This window comes from Mesorhizobium sp. CO1-1-7, from assembly GCF_020164885.1.
In the GTDB taxonomy this organism is placed as follows: Bacteria; Pseudomonadota; Alphaproteobacteria; order Rhizobiales; family Rhizobiaceae; genus Mesorhizobium; species Mesorhizobium australicum.
This window is the reverse complement of record NZ_JAIUHA010000002.1, coordinates 445,424-462,716: the sequence shown is the minus strand read 5'-3', so window position 1 is coordinate 462,716 and position 17,293 is coordinate 445,424. Positions and strand designations below refer to the sequence as shown.

Annotated in this window: 15 protein-coding genes and 1 tRNA gene; 10 read left to right on the top strand and 6 right to left on the bottom strand. The window is 60.2% G+C overall.

Annotated elements, in window-relative coordinates; translation table 11 throughout:
* The first annotated feature begins 10 nt into the window (after window positions 1–10).
* On the top strand, window positions 11–1,678 hold the full coding sequence (locus LB516_RS05760; protein ID WP_224719102.1) for a tetratricopeptide repeat-containing sulfotransferase family protein: 1,668 nt from the start codon (window positions 11–13) through the stop codon (window positions 1,676–1,678).
* A 143-nt stretch (window positions 1,679–1,821) separates the two neighbouring features.
* Entirely contained in the window at window positions 1,822–3,486 is a 1,665-nt protein-coding gene (locus tag LB516_RS05755) for a tetratricopeptide repeat-containing sulfotransferase family protein (RefSeq protein ID WP_224719101.1), read from the top strand.
* 188 nt (window positions 3,487–3,674) lie between these two features.
* Here the strand turns inward: LB516_RS05755 and LB516_RS05750 are convergent, their stop codons facing one another.
* On the bottom strand, window positions 3,675–4,868 hold the full coding sequence (locus LB516_RS05750) for a porin (RefSeq protein WP_224719100.1): 1,194 nt from the start codon (window positions 4,866–4,868) through the stop codon (window positions 3,675–3,677).
* A 450-nt stretch (window positions 4,869–5,318) separates the two neighbouring features.
* On the opposite strand from LB516_RS05750, the gene LB516_RS05745 reads away from it, so the two are divergent.
* The 4 genes from LB516_RS05745 to LB516_RS05730 all read left to right on the top strand — a co-directional run bounded on the left by LB516_RS05745 (window position 5,319) and on the right by LB516_RS05730 (window position 8,316).
* A tRNA-Ser gene (locus tag LB516_RS05745) sits at window positions 5,319–5,409 on the top strand.
* 94 nt (window positions 5,410–5,503) lie between these two features.
* Window positions 5,504–5,755 (top strand): GIY-YIG nuclease family protein, encoded by a 252-nt coding sequence (locus LB516_RS05740; protein ID WP_140618505.1) that lies wholly within the window; start codon window positions 5,504–5,506, stop codon window positions 5,753–5,755.
* Window positions 5,756–5,851: 96 nt separating this feature from the next.
* Window positions 5,852–6,997, top strand: coding sequence for a porin (locus LB516_RS05735; protein WP_224719099.1), 1,146 nt, complete (start codon window positions 5,852–5,854; stop codon window positions 6,995–6,997).
* A 242-nt stretch (window positions 6,998–7,239) separates the two neighbouring features.
* The gene (locus LB516_RS05730) at window positions 7,240–8,316 is read left to right on the top strand and encodes a tyrosine-type recombinase/integrase (RefSeq protein WP_015318588.1); all 1,077 of its coding nucleotides are present in this window, start codon (window positions 7,240–7,242) and stop codon (window positions 8,314–8,316) included.
* A gap of 58 nt (window positions 8,317–8,374) precedes the next feature.
* On the opposite strand, the gene LB516_RS05725 is transcribed toward LB516_RS05730, so the two are convergent.
* Both LB516_RS05725 and LB516_RS05720 read right to left on the bottom strand, forming a co-directional pair.
* Window positions 8,375–9,274 carry an alpha/beta fold hydrolase gene (locus LB516_RS05725; RefSeq protein WP_015318587.1) on the bottom strand — a complete coding sequence of 300 codons (900 nt, stop codon included), beginning with the start codon at window positions 9,272–9,274 and terminating at the stop codon, window positions 8,375–8,377.
* A 109-nt stretch (window positions 9,275–9,383) separates the two neighbouring features.
* A complete protein-coding gene (locus tag LB516_RS05720) occupies window positions 9,384–11,414 on the bottom strand; it encodes a lytic transglycosylase domain-containing protein (RefSeq protein ID WP_224719098.1) in 2,031 nt (676 codons plus the stop codon).
* A 406-nt stretch (window positions 11,415–11,820) separates the two neighbouring features.
* Between LB516_RS05720 and dapA the strand changes: the two genes are divergently transcribed.
* The 3 genes from dapA to LB516_RS05705 all read left to right on the top strand — a co-directional run bounded on the left by dapA (window position 11,821) and on the right by LB516_RS05705 (window position 14,117).
* The gene (gene dapA, locus LB516_RS05715; protein WP_224719187.1) at window positions 11,821–12,702 is read left to right on the top strand and encodes a 4-hydroxy-tetrahydrodipicolinate synthase; all 882 of its coding nucleotides are present in this window, start codon (window positions 11,821–11,823) and stop codon (window positions 12,700–12,702) included.
* A gap of 151 nt (window positions 12,703–12,853) precedes the next feature.
* Window positions 12,854–13,333 (top strand): SsrA-binding protein SmpB, encoded by a 480-nt coding sequence (smpB, locus tag LB516_RS05710; RefSeq protein ID WP_006202221.1) that lies wholly within the window; start codon window positions 12,854–12,856, stop codon window positions 13,331–13,333.
* Between the two features lie 73 nt (window positions 13,334–13,406).
* The gene (locus tag LB516_RS05705; RefSeq protein WP_224719097.1) at window positions 13,407–14,117 is read left to right on the top strand and encodes a GH25 family lysozyme; all 711 of its coding nucleotides are present in this window, start codon (window positions 13,407–13,409) and stop codon (window positions 14,115–14,117) included.
* 62 nt (window positions 14,118–14,179) lie between these two features.
* Here LB516_RS05705 and LB516_RS05700 read toward each other — a convergent pair whose 3' ends face one another.
* Window positions 14,180–15,103, bottom strand: a complete 924-nt coding sequence (locus LB516_RS05700; protein ID WP_224719096.1) for a DMT family transporter — start codon at window positions 15,101–15,103, stop codon at window positions 14,180–14,182.
* Between the two features lie 145 nt (window positions 15,104–15,248).
* Here LB516_RS05700 and LB516_RS05695 point away from each other — a divergent pair, with 145 nt between their 5' ends.
* A complete protein-coding gene (locus LB516_RS05695; protein WP_015318584.1) occupies window positions 15,249–15,722 on the top strand; it encodes an Lrp/AsnC family transcriptional regulator in 474 nt (157 codons plus the stop codon).
* Window positions 15,723–15,755: 33 nt separating this feature from the next.
* Here LB516_RS05695 and LB516_RS05690 read toward each other — a convergent pair whose 3' ends face one another.
* Window positions 15,756–16,412, bottom strand: a complete 657-nt coding sequence (locus tag LB516_RS05690) for a uracil-DNA glycosylase (RefSeq protein ID WP_224584577.1) — start codon at window positions 16,410–16,412, stop codon at window positions 15,756–15,758.
* Window positions 16,413–16,423: 11 nt separating this feature from the next.
* A complete protein-coding gene (locus LB516_RS05685; protein WP_015318582.1) occupies window positions 16,424–17,005 on the bottom strand; it encodes an NYN domain-containing protein in 582 nt (193 codons plus the stop codon).
* Window positions 17,006–17,293 lie beyond the last annotated feature (288 nt).

The window sequence follows — 17,293 nt, the reverse complement described above, 5'->3', positions numbered from 1 at the left end:
GCGAGGCTCCATGAACAATCGTCTCCCGCCCGCCTGGTCCAAACACGTCAAGCCTGGCCCCACGCCGAAGCCAAGATCGCCACAAGCCAATCCGCAGACGGCAAATTCGCTTTCACGTATCCAGGCCGATGAGGCGCTGCTGAAGCAGGCATACGTCCTTCAGCAAGCCAAGCGCCTCAACGAGGCTCAGGACTTGTGCCTTCAAGTTCTGTCGCGTACGCAAAACCACCCCCTCGCCCTGTATATCCTGGGGACTATTTGCCTGGGCTACGAGGATGAGGCGGCGTTGCGGTATTTCGCTCGCGCGGTCAATGAGGAACCTAAGAACCCTTACTACCATCTTGGCCTGGCCTCGGCTTATGTGAAAGTAAGCGAATATTCGCCAGCAATCACACATATGCAGCATGCGTTGGATTTGCAGCCGAACCTTATCGAGGCACTTAGCGCATTGGGGGATGCTTATCTTGATTTTGGCAAACCCGAGATGGCTTTGCCGCTTTACGAGAAGGCACTTAAAATCAACCGGGAGCATCCAAAGGTGCGGATCGGATTGGCCCGTGCGCTCACCAGCTTGGGACGCATGGATGAAGCGGCCGGTTACCTCCATGAGGCAATCGAACGCCGCATCGCGGTGCCGACCGCATATAACGATCTTGTGCAGACGCAAAAATTCACCGAAGAGCCAAAGGAACTGAAGTCCATCCTTGGCGAACTTGGAAATCCCAAGCTTGACGCCGATGGCGAGGAGAAGCTCCACCTAGCGGCAGGCAAGGTGCTGAACGACCTTAAGCGCTATCAGGAGGCGTTCGACCATTTCAAAAAGTCGAAACAGGCCTCAGGCCGCAGCTTTAATATCGACCTATATCGTCGCTGGGTCGACGCGCTGATCGAGACTTTCACGCCTGAGATGCTGGCTGCCAGAAGCGACTTTGGAAATCCTTCCGAGGTTCCTGTGTTCGTGGTCGGGATGCCTCGCTCGGGTACGACGCTTACGGAACAGATATGCGCAAGTCATCCAAGCGTTCATGGCGCGGGCGAACTGATGAAGCTTAGGCGGGTCGCGAATGCGATCGGACTCAGAAAGTCGTCGGCCGGAAATTTGAACCAGGCGGTCGCGTCGATCACAAAAAACCTGTCGGGAACGTTGGCGGAAGAGCACCTGACTTATCTGAGCGAGCGAGCACCCGACGCACCTCGGATCGTGGATAAGATGCCGCACAATTTTGAATTGATCGGGTTGATCGGTATTCTCTTCCCAAATGCGCGGATCATTCATTGCCGTCGCGACGCCATCGACAATTGCGTCTCATGCTTTGTCTTGAAGTTCGGTGAGGGACACAGCTACAACACCGATTTAAAGACGCTTGGCCTGTACTACCGCGAATATGACCGGCTGATGCGGTATTGGAACAAGGTTTTTCCAGGCCTGATCTTTGAAAATCGGTATGAAACGCTGGTTGACGATCAGGAAGCGCAGTCACGCCGGCTTATTGACTATCTTGGGCTGCCTTGGGACGACGCTTGCCTGCGCTTTTTCGACAGGGATGGTTCGGTCAACACACCCAGCCGCTGGCAGGTGCGTCAACCGATCTACAAATCTTCCGTCAAGCGCTGGAAGAACTATGAGGCGGAGATTCAGCCGCTGATTGAAGCCTTGGGTGACCTGGCGGACGTCTGAAAAGTCAGGCGCCCGCTGCGCTCTCAACAACTCGGTTTAGGCCACTCTCAAGCGCCTGGTGCTAAGCGAGGACTTCTGCCTGGAAGCTACCGATAGGGTCGGATTTTGTGGATTCGATTGGTTTATTTTGCTAGCCAGTCGCGATGAACAACCGCCTGCCGCCCGCATGGTCCAAACACCTTAAAGGTCCGCCCGGCCCGAAAATTCCGCAGTCGAAAATTGCGCAGCCTAAAGCGAGCCCGCAATCGCGCGCGCGGCTTGACGACGCGCTGCTCCGGCAGGCGCTCGAACTTCATCAAGCCAATCGGTTGGTGGAGGCGGAGGCGCTATGTCAGCGCGTCCTGGCTCACAACCCGCGACACCCCCTTGCCTTGTATCTGCTTGGAACCTTTGCTCTCGGTCTGGACGACGAGATGGCCATTCGATGTTTTGAGCGGGCAGTGAAGGAGGCACCCCTAAACCCGCATTATCACCTGACATTGGGCGAAACCTATTTGAAGGTCGGCGAGCATCCGGATGCAATCAGGCATTTTGAACGGGCCTGCGAGTTGAAAGCCGATTGGGTCGAGGCGCTTTGCGCACTGGGTCGCGCCTATACCCGGTACGGCAAGGCCGACATCGCCGTGCCCCTTTATGAGAAAGCACTCAAAATCGACGGCAACCATCCTGCCACTCGAATGGGGCTGGCCAATGCTCTGGTAAGTCTCGGTCGCATGGATGAGGCAACCAGCTCCATGAAAGAAGCAATCGGGCATCGGCAGGACGTCGCCGCTGCCTATGCCGGCCTGGTCAGCATCCGGAAATTCATGGATGAGCCGGCGGAATTCAAATCCATTCTGGCTGAGCTGAAAAATCCGGCGCTTGATGAGAAAAGCATACAGCAACTGCATTATGCGGCGGGGAAGGTGCTCAACGATATCAGGCGCTATGACGAGGCGATGGATCATTTCCGGCAGGCAAAACGGTCGATGCGCCACTTTGACATCCAGGGTTACCGCCGCAGCATCGATTTCATGATCGACTTGTTCAGCCCTGAGACGCTGGCTGACAAGGCGGGGCACGGAAGCTCTTCGGAAGTGCCTGTCTTCGTGCTTGGCATGCCGCGTTCGGGCACCACTTTGACCGAGCAGATCCTGGGGAGCCATCCTGAGGTTCGTGGCGCAGGCGAGTTGACAAAACTCCGGCGCATCACGAATGGGCTCGCGCCTAAAACGCGCTCGCCGGAGGAATTGCGGCGATCGATCCTGGACATGACGGTTGATCAGTCGAAGTCCTTGGCTGAAGAATATCTCGCTCACATCAGGCGGCAATCGCCCGATGCCGAGAGAATAGTCGACAAATTGCCTCATAACTTCGAGCTTATCGGGCTGATTAGAATCCTGTTTCCCAAGGCGCGCATCATTCACTGCCGTCGCGATGCCATCGACAATTGCATCTCGTGCTACTTCCTGAGTTTCAACGAGGACAATACCTATACGGCCGATCTCCACACGCTTGGGCTGTATTATCGTGAGTACGACCGGCTTATGCGTCATTGGGACTGCGTTTTACCGGGCCAAATCCTTGAGAACCGCTATGAGGACATGGTCTCCGACCAGGAAAGGCAATCGCGCCGCTTGATCGACCATCTGGGACTGCCCTGGGACGACGCCTGTCTGCGCTTCTTCGACAAGCCAGGTTCGGTGAACACGTTCAGCCGCTGGCAGGTTCGACAACCGATCTACACCTCTTCGGTCAATCGCTGGAAGGGCTATGGAAGTTCAATCCTGCCGCTGATTGAGGCTCTGGGTGATCTGTCCGGGAATTGATCCGGGCATGAAGGCTAGGCGTTGCCCGGCTCGCGATCAGTCGGCTCCCTCAGCCTCGTTGATCAGCTACTGTCGCCTCCAAACAGGATGAAGCACGCGGCCTGGGAAGCAGGGCCGCACTTCTATTGAGCCCACGAAAAAACCCGGCGGTTGCCCGCCGGGTTTCGATTTCGCCAAGGCGAAATTGGTTAGAAGTCGCGCTGGAAGCGGAGGAGGCCGCCGACGTTGTTCTTCTTGGTCGCGTTGACCCAGACGGACTGATTGTCGATGGCACCCTGGCCGACGCGCTGCCAATCGGCTTCGGCAGTGATCGTGAAACCGGGAACAACCGTGTAGGCAACGTTCGCTGCGACGCCGATGTCCTTCCAGTCGTCATACGACGCCTGGAGGTTGAACGAGGTCTTTTCGTTGAACTTGTAGGTGCCGCCGCCCCACACAGCCCAGTTGCCGCCCCACTGCTTGTAGAAGCCGCGGCCGAGCGCATCGATGTTGTTGGTCGGGTCGTTGAGGTTGTTGTCCGAGCCATAGCCGACCATGGCAAACAGCGACAGTTCGTTGGAAACGTTGACATCCAGGCGAACCTTGCCGGCCACTTCTTCGTAGTTGCTGTCATAGGCGACGACGCCGGTGAGAGCGCCCCAGCCCTGTGTCCACTTCAGACCGCCGACGACATGCGGAACATAGCTGTCGATGGTGCCAACCTCACCGGAGCCTTCTTCGAGCGAGACCACGGCCGAGAAGCCGTTTCCAGCGTCGAAGTAGTATTGGATGACGTTGGTCTGGAAATTGCCGTAAGGGACGATCGTGTCGTTGATGACGTTACCGGCGTAGCCGATGAACGTATCAAAGGCCGATTCGTCAGCGCCGACACGCAGACCGCCGAGCTGGATCCAGGCAAATTCCAAGGCGCTGGTCTTGTTGCGCGCCTGCCAGCCGTCGCCGCCAGCGTTAGGGTTCGCTTCGGTGTTGCCTGCGAGACCAGGGGTGCCATAGTCGCCGTAGCTGTTGCCGAAGTTGATGCGGTACTCAGTGTAGGTCTTCAACGTACCGAGTTCGGTTTCCTGGCCAGTCCAGGTCTTCAGCGTGAAGCGGGTCTGCTTCCAGTAGGTCGAGTCGTCATCACCGTGCTGGTGGTCCGTGACGTGATTGACGCCATCGAACGAGCCACCGTCGCCCACACCGATATCCTCACGAATATAGCCGCCGACGCGCAGGCAGGTTTCGGTGCCGGGGATGTAGAAGTAGCCAGCGCCGTAGACGTCGCAAATCTTGACGTATTCAGCGGGCTCCGGCTCGGCGACGACGACGGCGTCGGCGGCGCGCGCACCGGAAACTGCGATCAGGGCCGCAGCGGAGCCGAGAAGAAGGCTCTTGATGTTCATTTTCTGACCTCCAGTCAAAAGTTAAAAAACGGGTCTGGGTATTCTTTGCTGAAGGACAGCGTTCCCTGCCCCATCCCCACTACCGAAAAAGATGCGCACCGCGCCGCTCCTTCGAACTCGACATTACCCATGAGCCGGCGGCGTTCAACAACGATCGTACCGGCGAAAGGGCTGTTCGGCTGCTATCCCCCGGCGTTGTTGCACAAATGACACGATTTGGCCTCACTCAGAAAGCTCTCGTTAACCATCAGGCCCGCCGCAGCCGGCTATTTCCGGCCGAATCCGGCATTCGGCCGATGGAATCGTGGCGAGGCCGCGAGTCACCTGCCAGGGGTTTGCCGCATAACCGCCCCATCGCGGAATCCGCGGCGACAGAGCGCCGTTATTTTCTATATTAATGATGCGGGGTTGTTGATTGTGCCGGCGCTTTTCTTTATCCAGCGGCTCAACGGAGAGGTGGCCGAGTGGTCGAAGGCGCTCCCCTGCTAAGGGAGTAGAGGTCAAAAGCTTCTCGTGGGTTCGAATCCCATCCTCTCCGCCACCCTACGCCCTGCGGGCTTCGGGTGGCAGGCCACCCGGAACCGCATTTGGGCGTAGGAGTGTCGCCCGAAGCTACGAAGTAGCGTAGGGGGACCATGTGGTACGTCTATTTCCTGGAGCTCCGTAACGGCGATATCTATGTCGGATCGACAAACGACCTTCGACGCCGCACCGAATCGCACCGATTGGGCAATGTTCCATCGACAAAGGCCTACCTGCCCGTAGCCTTGAAGAGCTACATCGCGGTCGAAACCGAGGCCAACGCTCGCCAACTTGAGAGATATTTCAAGACCGGATCGGGCAAGGCTTTCGCGACCAAGCGTTTCTTGCAGACCGCGCCTCGCTGACCGCCACCATATTATCTACCTGAAATAAAAAGGAAAACGGCTCTCCTGGCAGCTTTTCGTCGGCCTTCGCTCGCGATTCTGACTGGAGGTCAGAAAATGAACATCAAGAGCCTTCTTCTCGGCTCCGCTGCGGCCCTGATCGCAGTTTCCGGTGCGCGCGCCGCCGACGCCGTCGTCGTCGCCGAGCCGGAACCCGCTGAATACGTCAAGATTTGCGACGTCTACGGCGCTGGCTACTTCTACATCCCCGGCACCGAAACCTGCCTGCGCATCGGCGGCTATATCCGCTATGACATCGGCGGCGGCGACGTCGGTTCGTTCGATGGCGCTAGAAGCGCAGATCACATGGATATCGGCGACAGCAACGACACCTGGCGCAAGCGGGCCCGCTTCGCGCTGAAGACCTGGACCGGCCAGGAAACCGAACTCGGCACCTTGAAGACCTACACGGAGACCCGTTTCAATTTCAGCAACACCCAGCGCGATACGAGCCCCTTCATTAATGAAGCTGGCAACGAACCTGTTTCGCTGAACTTCGCATGGGTCCAGCTCGGTGGTCTCCGCGTCGGTAAGGATGAATCCGCCTTCGATACGTTCATCGGCTACGCCGGCAACGTCATCCAGGATACGCTGGTTCCCTATGGCGGCTTCGACACCAACGTCATCCAGTACTATTTCGACGCTGGCAATGGCTTCTCGGCAGTCGTCTCCCTCGAAGAAGGTTATGGCGCCTACACGATCGACAGCTATGTTCCGCATGTCGTGGGCGGCGTGAAGTGGACGCAGGGCTGGGGTGCCATCACCGGCGTTGTATCCTATGACAGCAACTACGAAGAAGTCGCCGGCAAGGTCCGCCTGGACGTCAACGTCTCCAACGAACTGTCGCTGTTTGCCATGGTCGGCTACGGCACCGATGACAACCTCACCGACGGCACGTTGGCTTTCCCTGCTGGCGGTCGCGGCATGTACAAGCAGTGGGGCGGCAACTGGGCAGTGTGGGGCGGTGGCACCTACAAGTTCAACGAGAAGACCTCGTTCAATCTCCAGGCTTCGTATGACGAATGGAAGAACCTCGGCATCGCCGCAAACATCGCCTACGACATTGTTCCCGGCTTCACTGTCACGGCTGAAGTCGACTACCTCAATGCGGGCAAGTTCGACGACGCCGACTTCTCCAACTGGACCCATGCCAACAAGAAGAGCAACATCGGCGGTCTCCTCCGCTTCCAGCGCTCTTTCTAAGGGCTGGTTCCTTACAGGTAAAATCCAGCCCGGGCGCACAAACGCCCGGGCTGTTTTTGTTTCGTGACTGGGTCAACGCAAACGAAGGAAAAGGGGGAATCGGTAGCTGAACAGATCCGTAGGCTTGGTCTCGTGGGATCCGCGGTGGGCGGGTGAGATCACAACTGCGTGATTTAATCTCTTGAAAGGACGCTCCCAAGCGGATAGGGCTGATTCCAATCCACTCGGGGGAGTGACGGATAATGACCAACGAAGCGATTCAAGAGGGATACCCCTCTGATCAGTTTTCGACGTTTTCTTCTCAGAACTCGAAGATCAACTACACATATAACAAGATAAGAGAAGTAAAGTCATACCGGGTCGGAGAGCTTTTTTCAGCTTATCGAGACATATTGTGGGATGATGGGCGACATAAATATAATGTCAGCTCCTTCATCGGCGAGATAGACGAGATCCTCCTTGGGGAGCGTTTCAGCGCCTTTGACCAGAGTACCCTGGACAACCTTATCGGCACCTTGCGCCAGCGCGGCAACAGCAACGCGACCATCAATCGAAAGATGGCTGCTCTCAGCAAACTGCTGCGCAAGGCTTACAAGATGGGAGATATCCACAGCTTGCCCGAGTTTCGCCGCCAGAAGGAGCGGGCGGGACGAATTCGTTTCCTCGAGAGGGAGGAAGAGGCAAGGCTGTTTGCCGCTATCAAGAGCCGCAGCGAGGATGCTTACCGGCTTTCCGTCTTCCTGGTCGACACCGGATGCCGCCTCGGAGAGGCGCTCGGGCTGATCTGGAACGATATCCAGGAACATCGCGTCTCCTTCTGGATCACCAAATCCGGCCGCAGCCGGACCATTCCGATGACCGAACGGGTCAAGGAGGTCATCAAGCTGCCTCCGGCCGAAGGACGCCGACCCAAGGGCCCGTTCACCCAGCTCAGCCAGGCACAATTCCGCGCCATCTGGAACGATGCCAAGGCGGAAGTCGGGCTCGGCGCCGACGACCAGGTCGTGCCGCACATCCTGCGCCACACCTGCGCTTCGCGTCTTGTCCAGGGCGGCATCGACATCCGCCGCGTGCAGATGTGGCTTGGCCATCAGACCTTGTCGATGACCATGCGCTACGCGCATCTGGCCACCAATGATCTCGATGGTTGCGTTGTCGTGCTGGAGAAGCCTCGCGGCGAGCAACCGGCCGGCAACGCGGAAAGCTCGCTGTTTTCGTCGCCGGTGACGACGCCGTCGGCGAAGCGGAAGCAGACGGATGAGGGCGCTTCGGCGAAGGCGCCGCCAAAGGCGACCCGCAAAAGCTCCAAGGCCAAGTAGTTCCGACAGTTTGCCTTTGCCGCCGTAACAGCCCCGGGATCTGATCTGGTCTTGGGGCTTATTTGCCGCTTATTTGCCTCTCGGCGCGATCGAGAAAAGCAGCAACGGCGACGGGCAGGCTGCCGGTCTCGAGGAAAGGCGCGTGGCCTTGGCCCTCGACCGTGATCGCCTCGAGGTTTGGGTGGCGCTTCTTCATTTCTTCAAGCGTCTCGACGGAGAAAAGTCTCGAACTGGCACCGCGTATGACCAGCATAGGCATGACGGCCAGCGCCTCGAATTGCGCCCACAAATCCGGCAGTTTCTTGCTTAGGTCGAGGGCGGCGAGCGTTTCAACCAGCCTCGGGTCGAAATCCGGCATCAGCCCCTGATCTGTCTCGCGATAGAGCGCTGACGCCATCCGCTCCCAATCCGCCGAAGCGAGGGCGGGAAAGTCGCTGCTATGGGTGTCGCGCAGGGCATCGACAGTCTCGGCACGGCTCTTCGGTCTTGGCGTGGGATCGAGATAGGCGCGGATATGGTCAAGGCCGGCGGGCTCGATCACTGGCCCGATGTCGTTGAGCACGATGGCTTTCAGCGCCGCCGGCTGCATCGCGCCAAGCACATGGATGATCAGCCCGCCGCGAGAGGTGCCGATGAAGGCCGCCTGTTTGATGCCGAGCGCCGTCAGCCCGGCAAGGATGTCCCCCGCCTCGACGCCGACATTATAGTGACTGACATCGGGATCGTAGGCCGACTGTCCGCGTCCGCGATAGTCGAAGGCGATGACCTTGCGCGCAAAGGCGGATCGCGTTGAGAGATAGAGCGCCAGCTCGTGAAAATCCCGCGCATTACGTGTGAGGCCAGGCAGGCAGACGACCGGCCAATGTGCGGAATTCGCTTCGCCATAGACGCGCGCGTGAAGTCTCAGCCCATCTGGCGCGGCATAGAAGAAGTCGGAGAAACCTGGGTTGCTCGACATGGGACGGGTTCTCTAGCCGAAGGGATCGTCCACGTCTGCTATAGACGGAGCGCGGGAGGGTCAAATGGGAAAGGCTCCTCCTTCTCCTCACGAAGGAAGAGCAAAAACTTCAACTCCGCCCGTTCACGAGATCGCCGACGATGTCGTACTTGCCGGAGATACGCATCTTGTAGACCTCGTAATTCTCCATCACGCGCTGCACGTAACTTCTTGTTTCCGTGTAGGGAATCCGTTCGATCCAGTCCACCACCGCATCGATGTCCTTGCCGCGCGGGTCACCATATTTCGCCACCCACTGGCCGGCCCGGGCCGGGCCGGCATTGTAGCCCGCGAAGGTCAATACGTACGAGCCGTTGAAGCGATCCAGCTGTTCGCCGAGGAAGGCCGAACCAAGCGTCGCATTATAGGCGGCGTCGGTTGTCAGTCTGGTCTGCGAAAACTGCAATCCGGCCTTCTTCGCCAACTGCCTGGCGGTTGCCGGCATCAGCTGCAGCAGCCCGCGCGCGCCGGCACTGGATATGGCGCCGATATTGAATTCGCTTTCCTGGCGGGCGATCGCGTAGGCCAGCGCCTTGCCGGAACCGGAAATATTGGCCGAATCGGGGATGACGCCGAGCGGATGGGACAGCGCTCCGACGTCGATGCCCCGCGCTCCGGCGATCTTGCCGATTTTCAGCGCCATGAAATGGTTATCCTGCTTTTCCGCCAGAATGGCGAGCAGCGCCAGTTCCCCCGGACTGGTCAACTGGCCGGCAAGGTCGCGGTAGAGCGTTTCGGCATAGCGATCGTAGCCCGCCTCTTGCAGGCGCTTGATGGCGGAGACGGCCTCGCGGCCGGCAAAGCTCTGCCGGTCGGCGGCACTTGGCTGGGGATAGACGATGTTGAGCGCCTGCCGGCCGACACGTTCGGCGGCGAGCTGGCCGTAAAACGTGGTGCCGTAGGTCGCCGCACGTCCAAAATAGTCCTTGGCATTGCCAGGGCCTCCAACTTCCGCCGCGCGGCCGAGCCAGTAATAGGCGCGCGACAGGGTCATCGGTCCCTGGGCAAGGTCGGCGATACGCGCGAAATGCGTCGCCGCGAGCTTGGGATCGTTCAGGCCACGCAGCGCGTACCAGCCGGCATGGAACTCGGCTTCCGCCGCATTGGCCGCGCTTTCGGCGGCATGCGTGGCGACTATCTTGTATGCCGTCTTCATGTTGCCCTGGTCGACCAGTTCGCGCGACAGCACCCGGCGTTCGACCCACCAGGCATCCGGATCGACCAGGGAGTCACGGTCCGCCGGCGCCTTCATGACAACCGCCGCGGCGCCCGCAAAATCCTGCTGCTTGCGCAGATACTCGGCCTGCGCGAAGAAATAGCCGGCCGAACGCTGCGCCGCCGGTACCGCCTTTAGGAGTTTGGCGGCATTCTTGTCGCTCCTGTCGGCCGCCGCCCAAGCGTCGGCAAGCTGCTGGGCGCCGGCGAGGCCGGCGACACGCAAGGCGGAACTCACCCGGTCGGCATAGAACATGCGCTCCATGCGAAAACGGTCGTCGGCGGCAGGAACAAGGCTGCCGAACTCCTTGATCAGAGCCGTCTCGTCCTTGGCCTCCAGGATCGCGGTGCGCCAGAACGGCGACAGCACCGATCGCGCCGCCTTGGCGTTGCCGGACGACACATAGGCGCGCGCGAGAACCATCACGCCTTCGAATGTCTGCGGCTGGCTGCCGTCGAATGCCTTGACGACGACATCCGCCGCCGGGTTTTCGCGGTAGAGCGCGCGCTCGCTGTTCTTGCGCAAGGCGACGGTGCCCGGCCAGTTGGGCAGCATCTTCGCGGCCGCCGCGATGTCGCCGCTCGGAACCTTGTCTCCGCCGTAAAGCGCGATCGCCCAGGCCAATATGTGCTGGTCGAGCGATTGTGCGGGCAGTGCATCACGCACGCCGCGCGCGCCGGCAATATCGCCGGCCGCCAGCGCATCCAGCCCACTTTTCAACCGCGCGACGCTGGGTGAGGGGGCCTGTTGCGCCTTGTCCTGTACACCAGGCACCGGGATGGCCGAGGTGACCCGCACATCGACGCTGCCGCTGATCGCCACGCCGGGCATCAGCGCGGCGACGGCGCCAAGCAGCGCGAAGAGATGGGGCCGACTGGTCGGCATGATCGCGTGTCTTTCCTTAATCCAGTATTTTACCGGCGGCGAAGAAGCCTTGAAGCCTAAACTTAGGTCGTGAAGGGCTCGTAAACAAAGGGTTATCGAGGCCGTTCGAATTACGCTTGCTGGCACCATGGCAATGCTTGCCGCGCAACAATGTCGAGACTATGGTGCGCGGCTTCGCTTTCGGTTAGAAGGCGCACCACGAAACACCGATGCATGGCGCCCAAAAGTGGATACCGGTTTTGGGGTAACGACATGCATAACCAACAAAGTGCATGGCGCCCAAAAGTGGATACCGGTTTTGGGGTAACGACATGCACAACCAACAAAGTGCATGGCGCCCAAAAGTGGATACCGGTTTTGGGACAACGACATGCGTGAACCGAGAAGTCCCAAGGAGTTGGACGACATGCTGAGAGGCTCGCTTACCGCGCTCGTGACACCGTTCGAAAAGAGCGGGCGTTTCGACGAGAAAGCCTTTCGCGCGTTCGTCGACTGGCAGCTTGGCGAGGGCACGACAGGCCTGGTTCCTGTCGGCACGACGGGCGAGTCGCCTACGCTGTCGCATGACGAGCATCGCCACGTCGTCAAGGTCTGCATCGAGGTGGCCAAGGGCCGCGCCCCGGTGGTTGCCGGCGCCGGTTCCAACAACACCGAGGAAGCTGTCGGGCTCGTGCAGTATGCCGAAAAGGCCGGCGCCGATGCTGCCCTGGTCGTAACGCCCTATTACAACAAGCCGACACAGCGCGGCCTCTACGAGCATTTCGCCGCTGTCGCCCGGGCGACCAAGCTGCCGATCATCATCTACAACATCCCGCCGCGCTCGGTCATCGACATGATGCCGGAGACGATGGGCCGGCTGGCGCACGACTTCAAGAACATCGTCGGCGTCAAGGACGCCACCGGCAAGGTCGAACGCGTGTCGGAGCAGCGCATGACCTGCGGCAAGGATTTTATCCAGCTTTCGGGCGAGGACGCTTCCGCACTGGGTTTCAACGCGCATGGTGGTGTCGGCTGCATCTCGGTGACCTCGAACGTCGCGCCGCGGCTCTGCGCCGAATTCCAGGAAGCAACGCTTGCGGGCGACAGTGCGAAGGCGCTGGAGCTGCAGGACCGTCTCTTGCCGCTGCACAAGGCGATCTTCATCGAGCCCGGCGTGTCCGGCGCGAAATATGCATTGTCGAAGCTGGGCAAGGTCGAGAACGTGCTGCGTTCGCCGCTGGTGACTGTCGAGCCGGCAACGGCCGAGAGGATCGATGCGGCCATGAAGCACGCCGGCTTGATCAATTAGCGAGCCCGTTTGGGAAGTCTGCTCCCGCGGTCATCTGAGGGCGCCACCTGCGCTTCCGGTGTTCCCGTACTATATGTACGCTCCGCTCCGGTTCTCGGTAGCACCATCATCTGACTCGCGGGAGCGAGTTTCGAAACGGACTCTAGACCTCATGAACCAAGTCAGAAAAGCCGATCCCAACAACAAGACCGTTGCCGAAAACCGCAAAGCGCGGTTTTCCTACGAGGTGCTCGACACGATCGAGGCCGGCCTTGTGCTGACCGGAACCGAGGTCAAGTCGCTGCGTCAGGGCCAGGCCAACATCCAGGACAGCTATGCCTCGGTCGAAGGCGGCGAGATCTGGCTGATCAATTCCTATCTGCCCGAATATCTGCAGGCCAACCGCTTCAACCACGAGCCGCGCCGCCGCCGCAAACTGCTGCTCAACAAGCGCGAAATGGCCAAGCTGTCGCAGAGCGTGGACCGCGAAGGCATGACGCTGGTGCCGCTGAAAATCTATTTCAACGACCAGGGACGCGCCAAGCTGCTGCTTGCCGTCGGCCGCGGCAAGAAACTGCACGACAAGCGCGAGACCGAAAAGCAACGCGACTGGTCGCGCGAAAAAGGCCGGCTGTTGAAGGAACGCGGGTGATCGGGAGATAGCCTGGAAAGCCAGCGGTCGGGTTTTCAACGTCGAACACCGGCAAGTTCAACAGGGGATGGTCTTGAAGAAGCGGATTGTTCTCTGGGGCGTAGCCAGTCTTGCCCTGGCATGTGTCATTGCTGCGGGGGGAGTGGCCTATTTCCGCACCTACTCTCCCGACCGCGACCGATATCCGGTCAGGGGCATCGACGTCTCCCATCATCAGGGCCGGATCGACTGGCGGCGTGTTGCCGCCGATGATGTGGCTTTCGTCGTCATCAAGGCGACTGAAGGCGGCGACCATGTCGACGACGCCTTCGCCGGCAATCTGCGCGAGGCCCGCGCCGCCGGACTAGCCGTCGGCGCCTATCATTTCTTCACCTTCTGCCGGCCGGGCGCCGACCAGGCGAGGAATTTCATCTCGGTGGTGCCGCACGATCAGCCGCTGCTGCCGCCCGTGGTCGACATCGAGTTCGGCGGCAACTGTCCGCGGTGTCCGTCGCCCGAACAGTTGAATGCCGAACTCCAGGCCTTCCTCGGACCTGTCGAGGCGGCATTCGGCAAGCCGGCGATCGTCTATCTGACGGATGAAGCCGAGGCCGCTTATGCCGGGCAAATAGCCGCTCGCCCACTCTGGCTACGCTCACTGCTCATGGAACCGGACCGCCGTGACTGGATCTACTGGCAGTACCACAACAGGGGGCGCGTGAACGGCATCGAGGGGGACGTCGATCTGAACGTTTTGCAGGGCGGGCCGGAGAAGTTGGCGGCGCTGCTCGCCTCCACACTTTGATGAACAGGCCCGATCCGATGCCGGTCCTGTTCTTCGGCAGCCTGCCATGCCCCCCAGACCATTCACGATCCAGCTGATGTCGAGACAGCCAGATTTTCCCTGGTGCTGCGTCGAGCCATCGCCGAATAACCCATTCCGGCGGCCATGATGGCGATGGCCACGCATTGAATAGCCAGCGGGGTCTCGCCAAGCACGACCATGCCGACCATCACGGTGGCGACCGGCACACCCGGCAGGAACAGTGATGCAGCCTGTGAGCCCAATCGGTCGACAATGTAAGTGTAGAGGAACATTGCGGCAGCGCCCGCGAGAAGACCTTGAATGACGATCTGGCTGGCGATTTCGGCGCCTGCGGCGGCATGGAGGCCGCTTGGCGCAAAGACATAAAGAAGTGGCAGCGGCAGGCAGGACAAAAGCACGACGCTCGCGGTCGCCGTGACCGGGTCGACACGCCATCGCTGCACAAGAACGGCATATGTGGAAAACATCGCGCCCGATCCGATAAACAGCAGGTCCCCGGACAGGACATCGCTGGCGCCGGTGCGCGCCGGCGCTATGAACAGCAACAAGCCGGCGATGATCGTAACGACGCCGATGATCCGCCGACGCGACGCGCTTTCCCTGAACAGCGACAATAGGAACGAGAAGAACACGATCGAGGCCGGGCAGAGCGCCGCGGCATGGGCGGCGGGCGCGTGGGTTAGACCCCAGTTGATGATCAGCGGATAGGGCAATCCGGCCAGTGCAGCCAACGTCAGTCCACGCCGCCAGCCCAGCGCCTTCATGGTCGCCAGGCCGCGCCTCCAGACGATCGGCAGGAACACCGCGCCGGCACCGGCAAAGCGCAGGCTGGCCATGTCGGTGGCCGTCAGATGCTCCCTGAGGCTGAAGCGAGCGGCGACGAACTGCGCTGCATAGATGGCGATCATGACAAGGCCGGCGATCACCGCCAGTCTTGTGTCTCCCGTGTCTCGTCCGTCCGCCATGTCAGTTCCGCCGCATGTTCATGTCGCCAGGAGCAGACAGCCCCGACCTTGCGATGAAGCGCAGCCTATGGTCGAAATGGTCGCGACAAAATACGCTGTTTTTTACAACTTGAAGTGTAATTCACGCAAATAGGAGGGCTTGAACGTGAATCCTGAACCAGTCGACCTAGACGCCGTCGACCGCAGTCTTCTGCGACTGCTGCAGGAAGATGGACGCCGTACCACGCTCGACCTGGCAGCGCGCGTCGGCCTGTCACCAACCGGCGCCAGCCAGCGCGTGAAACGCCTGTTTCGCGACGGGTTCATCACCGCCGTCAGGGCGGTGCTCAATCCGGCAAAGATTGGCCGCGGCATGCTTGTCTTCATCGAGGTGCGGCTCGATCATGCGGCCCCGCATATCTTTGACCGCTTCGCCGAGGCGGTGGCAAAGGCGCCCGAGGTTCTGGAATGCCACATGGTCGTCGGCGGCTTCGACTATCTCGTGAAGGCCCGCATTGCCGAGATGGCCGACTATCAGGACTTTCTCAAACGCGTCATCCTGCCGCTGCCGGGGGTGAAGGAGACACATACCTATGCCTCGATCGGCGACGTGAAGCCGGATGCCTTGCTGCCGGTGTGAGCAGGCACCGCAGACCGCACGGTATCCGAGAGCTCAGTTCTTCAGGAATGCCGCGATCTCGCCAAATACCCTGACAAACATGTCTTCGGTCAACACACCGGTATTGGTGTTGTAGCGCGAGCAATGGTAGCTCGAAAACAGCATGATGCCGTCGGCTTCCAACTGGCCGCCATGTTTGAACGGATAGGCGGCGACGCGCCCGCCCAGTGCCCGCACGGTCGACTGGTGCGCGATCGATCCCAGCGCCAGCACGGCGCGCAGGTTGGGAAAGCGAGCGATCGTCGGCACCAGGAATGTCCGGCAGGTGGCGATCTCGGCACCGACCGGCTTGTTCTCCGGCGGCACGCAGCGCACCGCGTTGGTGATCGCAGTGCCGAGGAGTTCCAGCCCATCATCGGGCCGCGCCTTGAACTCGCCGCGTGCGAAGTTGTGGGCAATCAGTGTCGAATAGAGCAGGTCGCCGGCATAGTCGCCGGTAAAGGGGCGCCCGGTGCGGTTGGCGCCGCGCAGGCCAGGCGCCAGACCAACGATCAGAAGCTGGACGGTATCTTCGCCACCCAGTGGCAGGAAGGTCGGCACCGGCGCGTTGAACCATGACGGCTCGCGCTGCCGCCATTCGGCGATGAAATCATGCAGCCGCGGGCAGAGCGGGCAATCGCGGCTGGGTTCGGAAAGTGAAGGGGCGGTCAAGTCGACCGGCCTCAGTAGTCGTCCTCGTCGACTTCAGCCGGTTCGGGCCGCCGTGCCGGCCGTTCGGAGGGATCGCGGCCGACTTCGTTCTTCAGCGTCGCTAGGTCGATGAAATGGTCGGCCTGCCGGCGCAGGTCGTCTGAGATCATCGGAGGTTGCGAGGCCATGGTCGAGACGATCGACACCTTGCGGCCACGCCGTTGCAGCGCTTCGACCAGCGTTCGGAAATCACCGTCTCCGGAGAATATGACATAGTGGTCGACGACATCGGCGAGTTCCAGGGCATCGACGGTAAGCTCGATGTCCATGTTGCCCTTGATCTTGCGGCGGCCGGTCGAGTCGGTGAATTCCTTGGCCGGCTTGGTGACCACCTTGAACCCGTTATAGTCGAGCCAGTCGATCAGTGGCCGGATCGAGGAGTATTCCTGGTCCTCGACCAGCGCGGTGTAATAGTAGGCGCGCAACAGGTAACCGCGCTTGTGAAAGCTCGCCAGGAGCTTGCGATAATCGATGTCGAACCCGAGCGCGCGCGATGTGGCGTAGAGATTGGCGCCGTCGATGAACAGGGCGATTTTTTCACGAGGGTCGAACATGGAAATAATCCTTTTCGAAAAAACGGCCGTCTAAACGAAATGCGGTAGCGACTATCGGTCAGGCTCTAATAACCGGCCGACCTTGGACCAATCGAGATAACGCCAGTTTGGTGGCAATCCAAGGGCATGTGGCGCACTGCAAGCAATTGTGATCGTGGCGCCGAACCCTGGACCCGGCTGCTTTGCTAGATCGGGAGTTCGATATTGAGATTGAGTGCCCTGTGGGCCCGCATTGCCATGATGCTTGTATTTTGGCGCCGTTCGGGTTATGGACCGCGCCTGTTTTCC

Coding starts and splice junctions, on each gene's coding strand:
- LB516_RS05755 (WP_224719101.1), top strand. CDS start 1,822: ATGAACAACCGCCTGCCGCCCGCATGGTCCAAACACCTTAAAGGTCCG.
- LB516_RS05720 (WP_224719098.1), bottom strand. CDS start 11,414: ATGCCGACCAGTCGGCCCCATCTCTTCGCGCTGCTTGGCGCCGTCGCC.
- LB516_RS05700 (WP_224719096.1), bottom strand. CDS start 15,103: ATGGCGGACGGACGAGACACGGGAGACACAAGACTGGCGGTGATCGCC.
- LB516_RS05760 (WP_224719102.1), top strand. CDS start 11: ATGAACAATCGTCTCCCGCCCGCCTGGTCCAAACACGTCAAGCCTGGC.
- LB516_RS05735 (WP_224719099.1), top strand. CDS start 5,852: ATGAACATCAAGAGCCTTCTTCTCGGCTCCGCTGCGGCCCTGATCGCA.
- LB516_RS05730 (WP_015318588.1), top strand. CDS start 7,240: ATGACCAACGAAGCGATTCAAGAGGGATACCCCTCTGATCAGTTTTCG.
- dapA (WP_224719187.1), top strand. CDS start 11,821: ATGCTGAGAGGCTCGCTTACCGCGCTCGTGACACCGTTCGAAAAGAGC.
- smpB (WP_006202221.1), top strand. CDS start 12,854: ATGAACCAAGTCAGAAAAGCCGATCCCAACAACAAGACCGTTGCCGAA.
- LB516_RS05740 (WP_140618505.1), top strand. CDS start 5,504: ATGTGGTACGTCTATTTCCTGGAGCTCCGTAACGGCGATATCTATGTC.
- LB516_RS05725 (WP_015318587.1), bottom strand. CDS start 9,274: ATGTCGAGCAACCCAGGTTTCTCCGACTTCTTCTATGCCGCGCCAGAT.
- LB516_RS05750 (WP_224719100.1), bottom strand. CDS start 4,868: ATGAACATCAAGAGCCTTCTTCTCGGCTCCGCTGCGGCCCTGATCGCA.
- LB516_RS05685 (WP_015318582.1), bottom strand. CDS start 17,005: ATGTTCGACCCTCGTGAAAAAATCGCCCTGTTCATCGACGGCGCCAAT.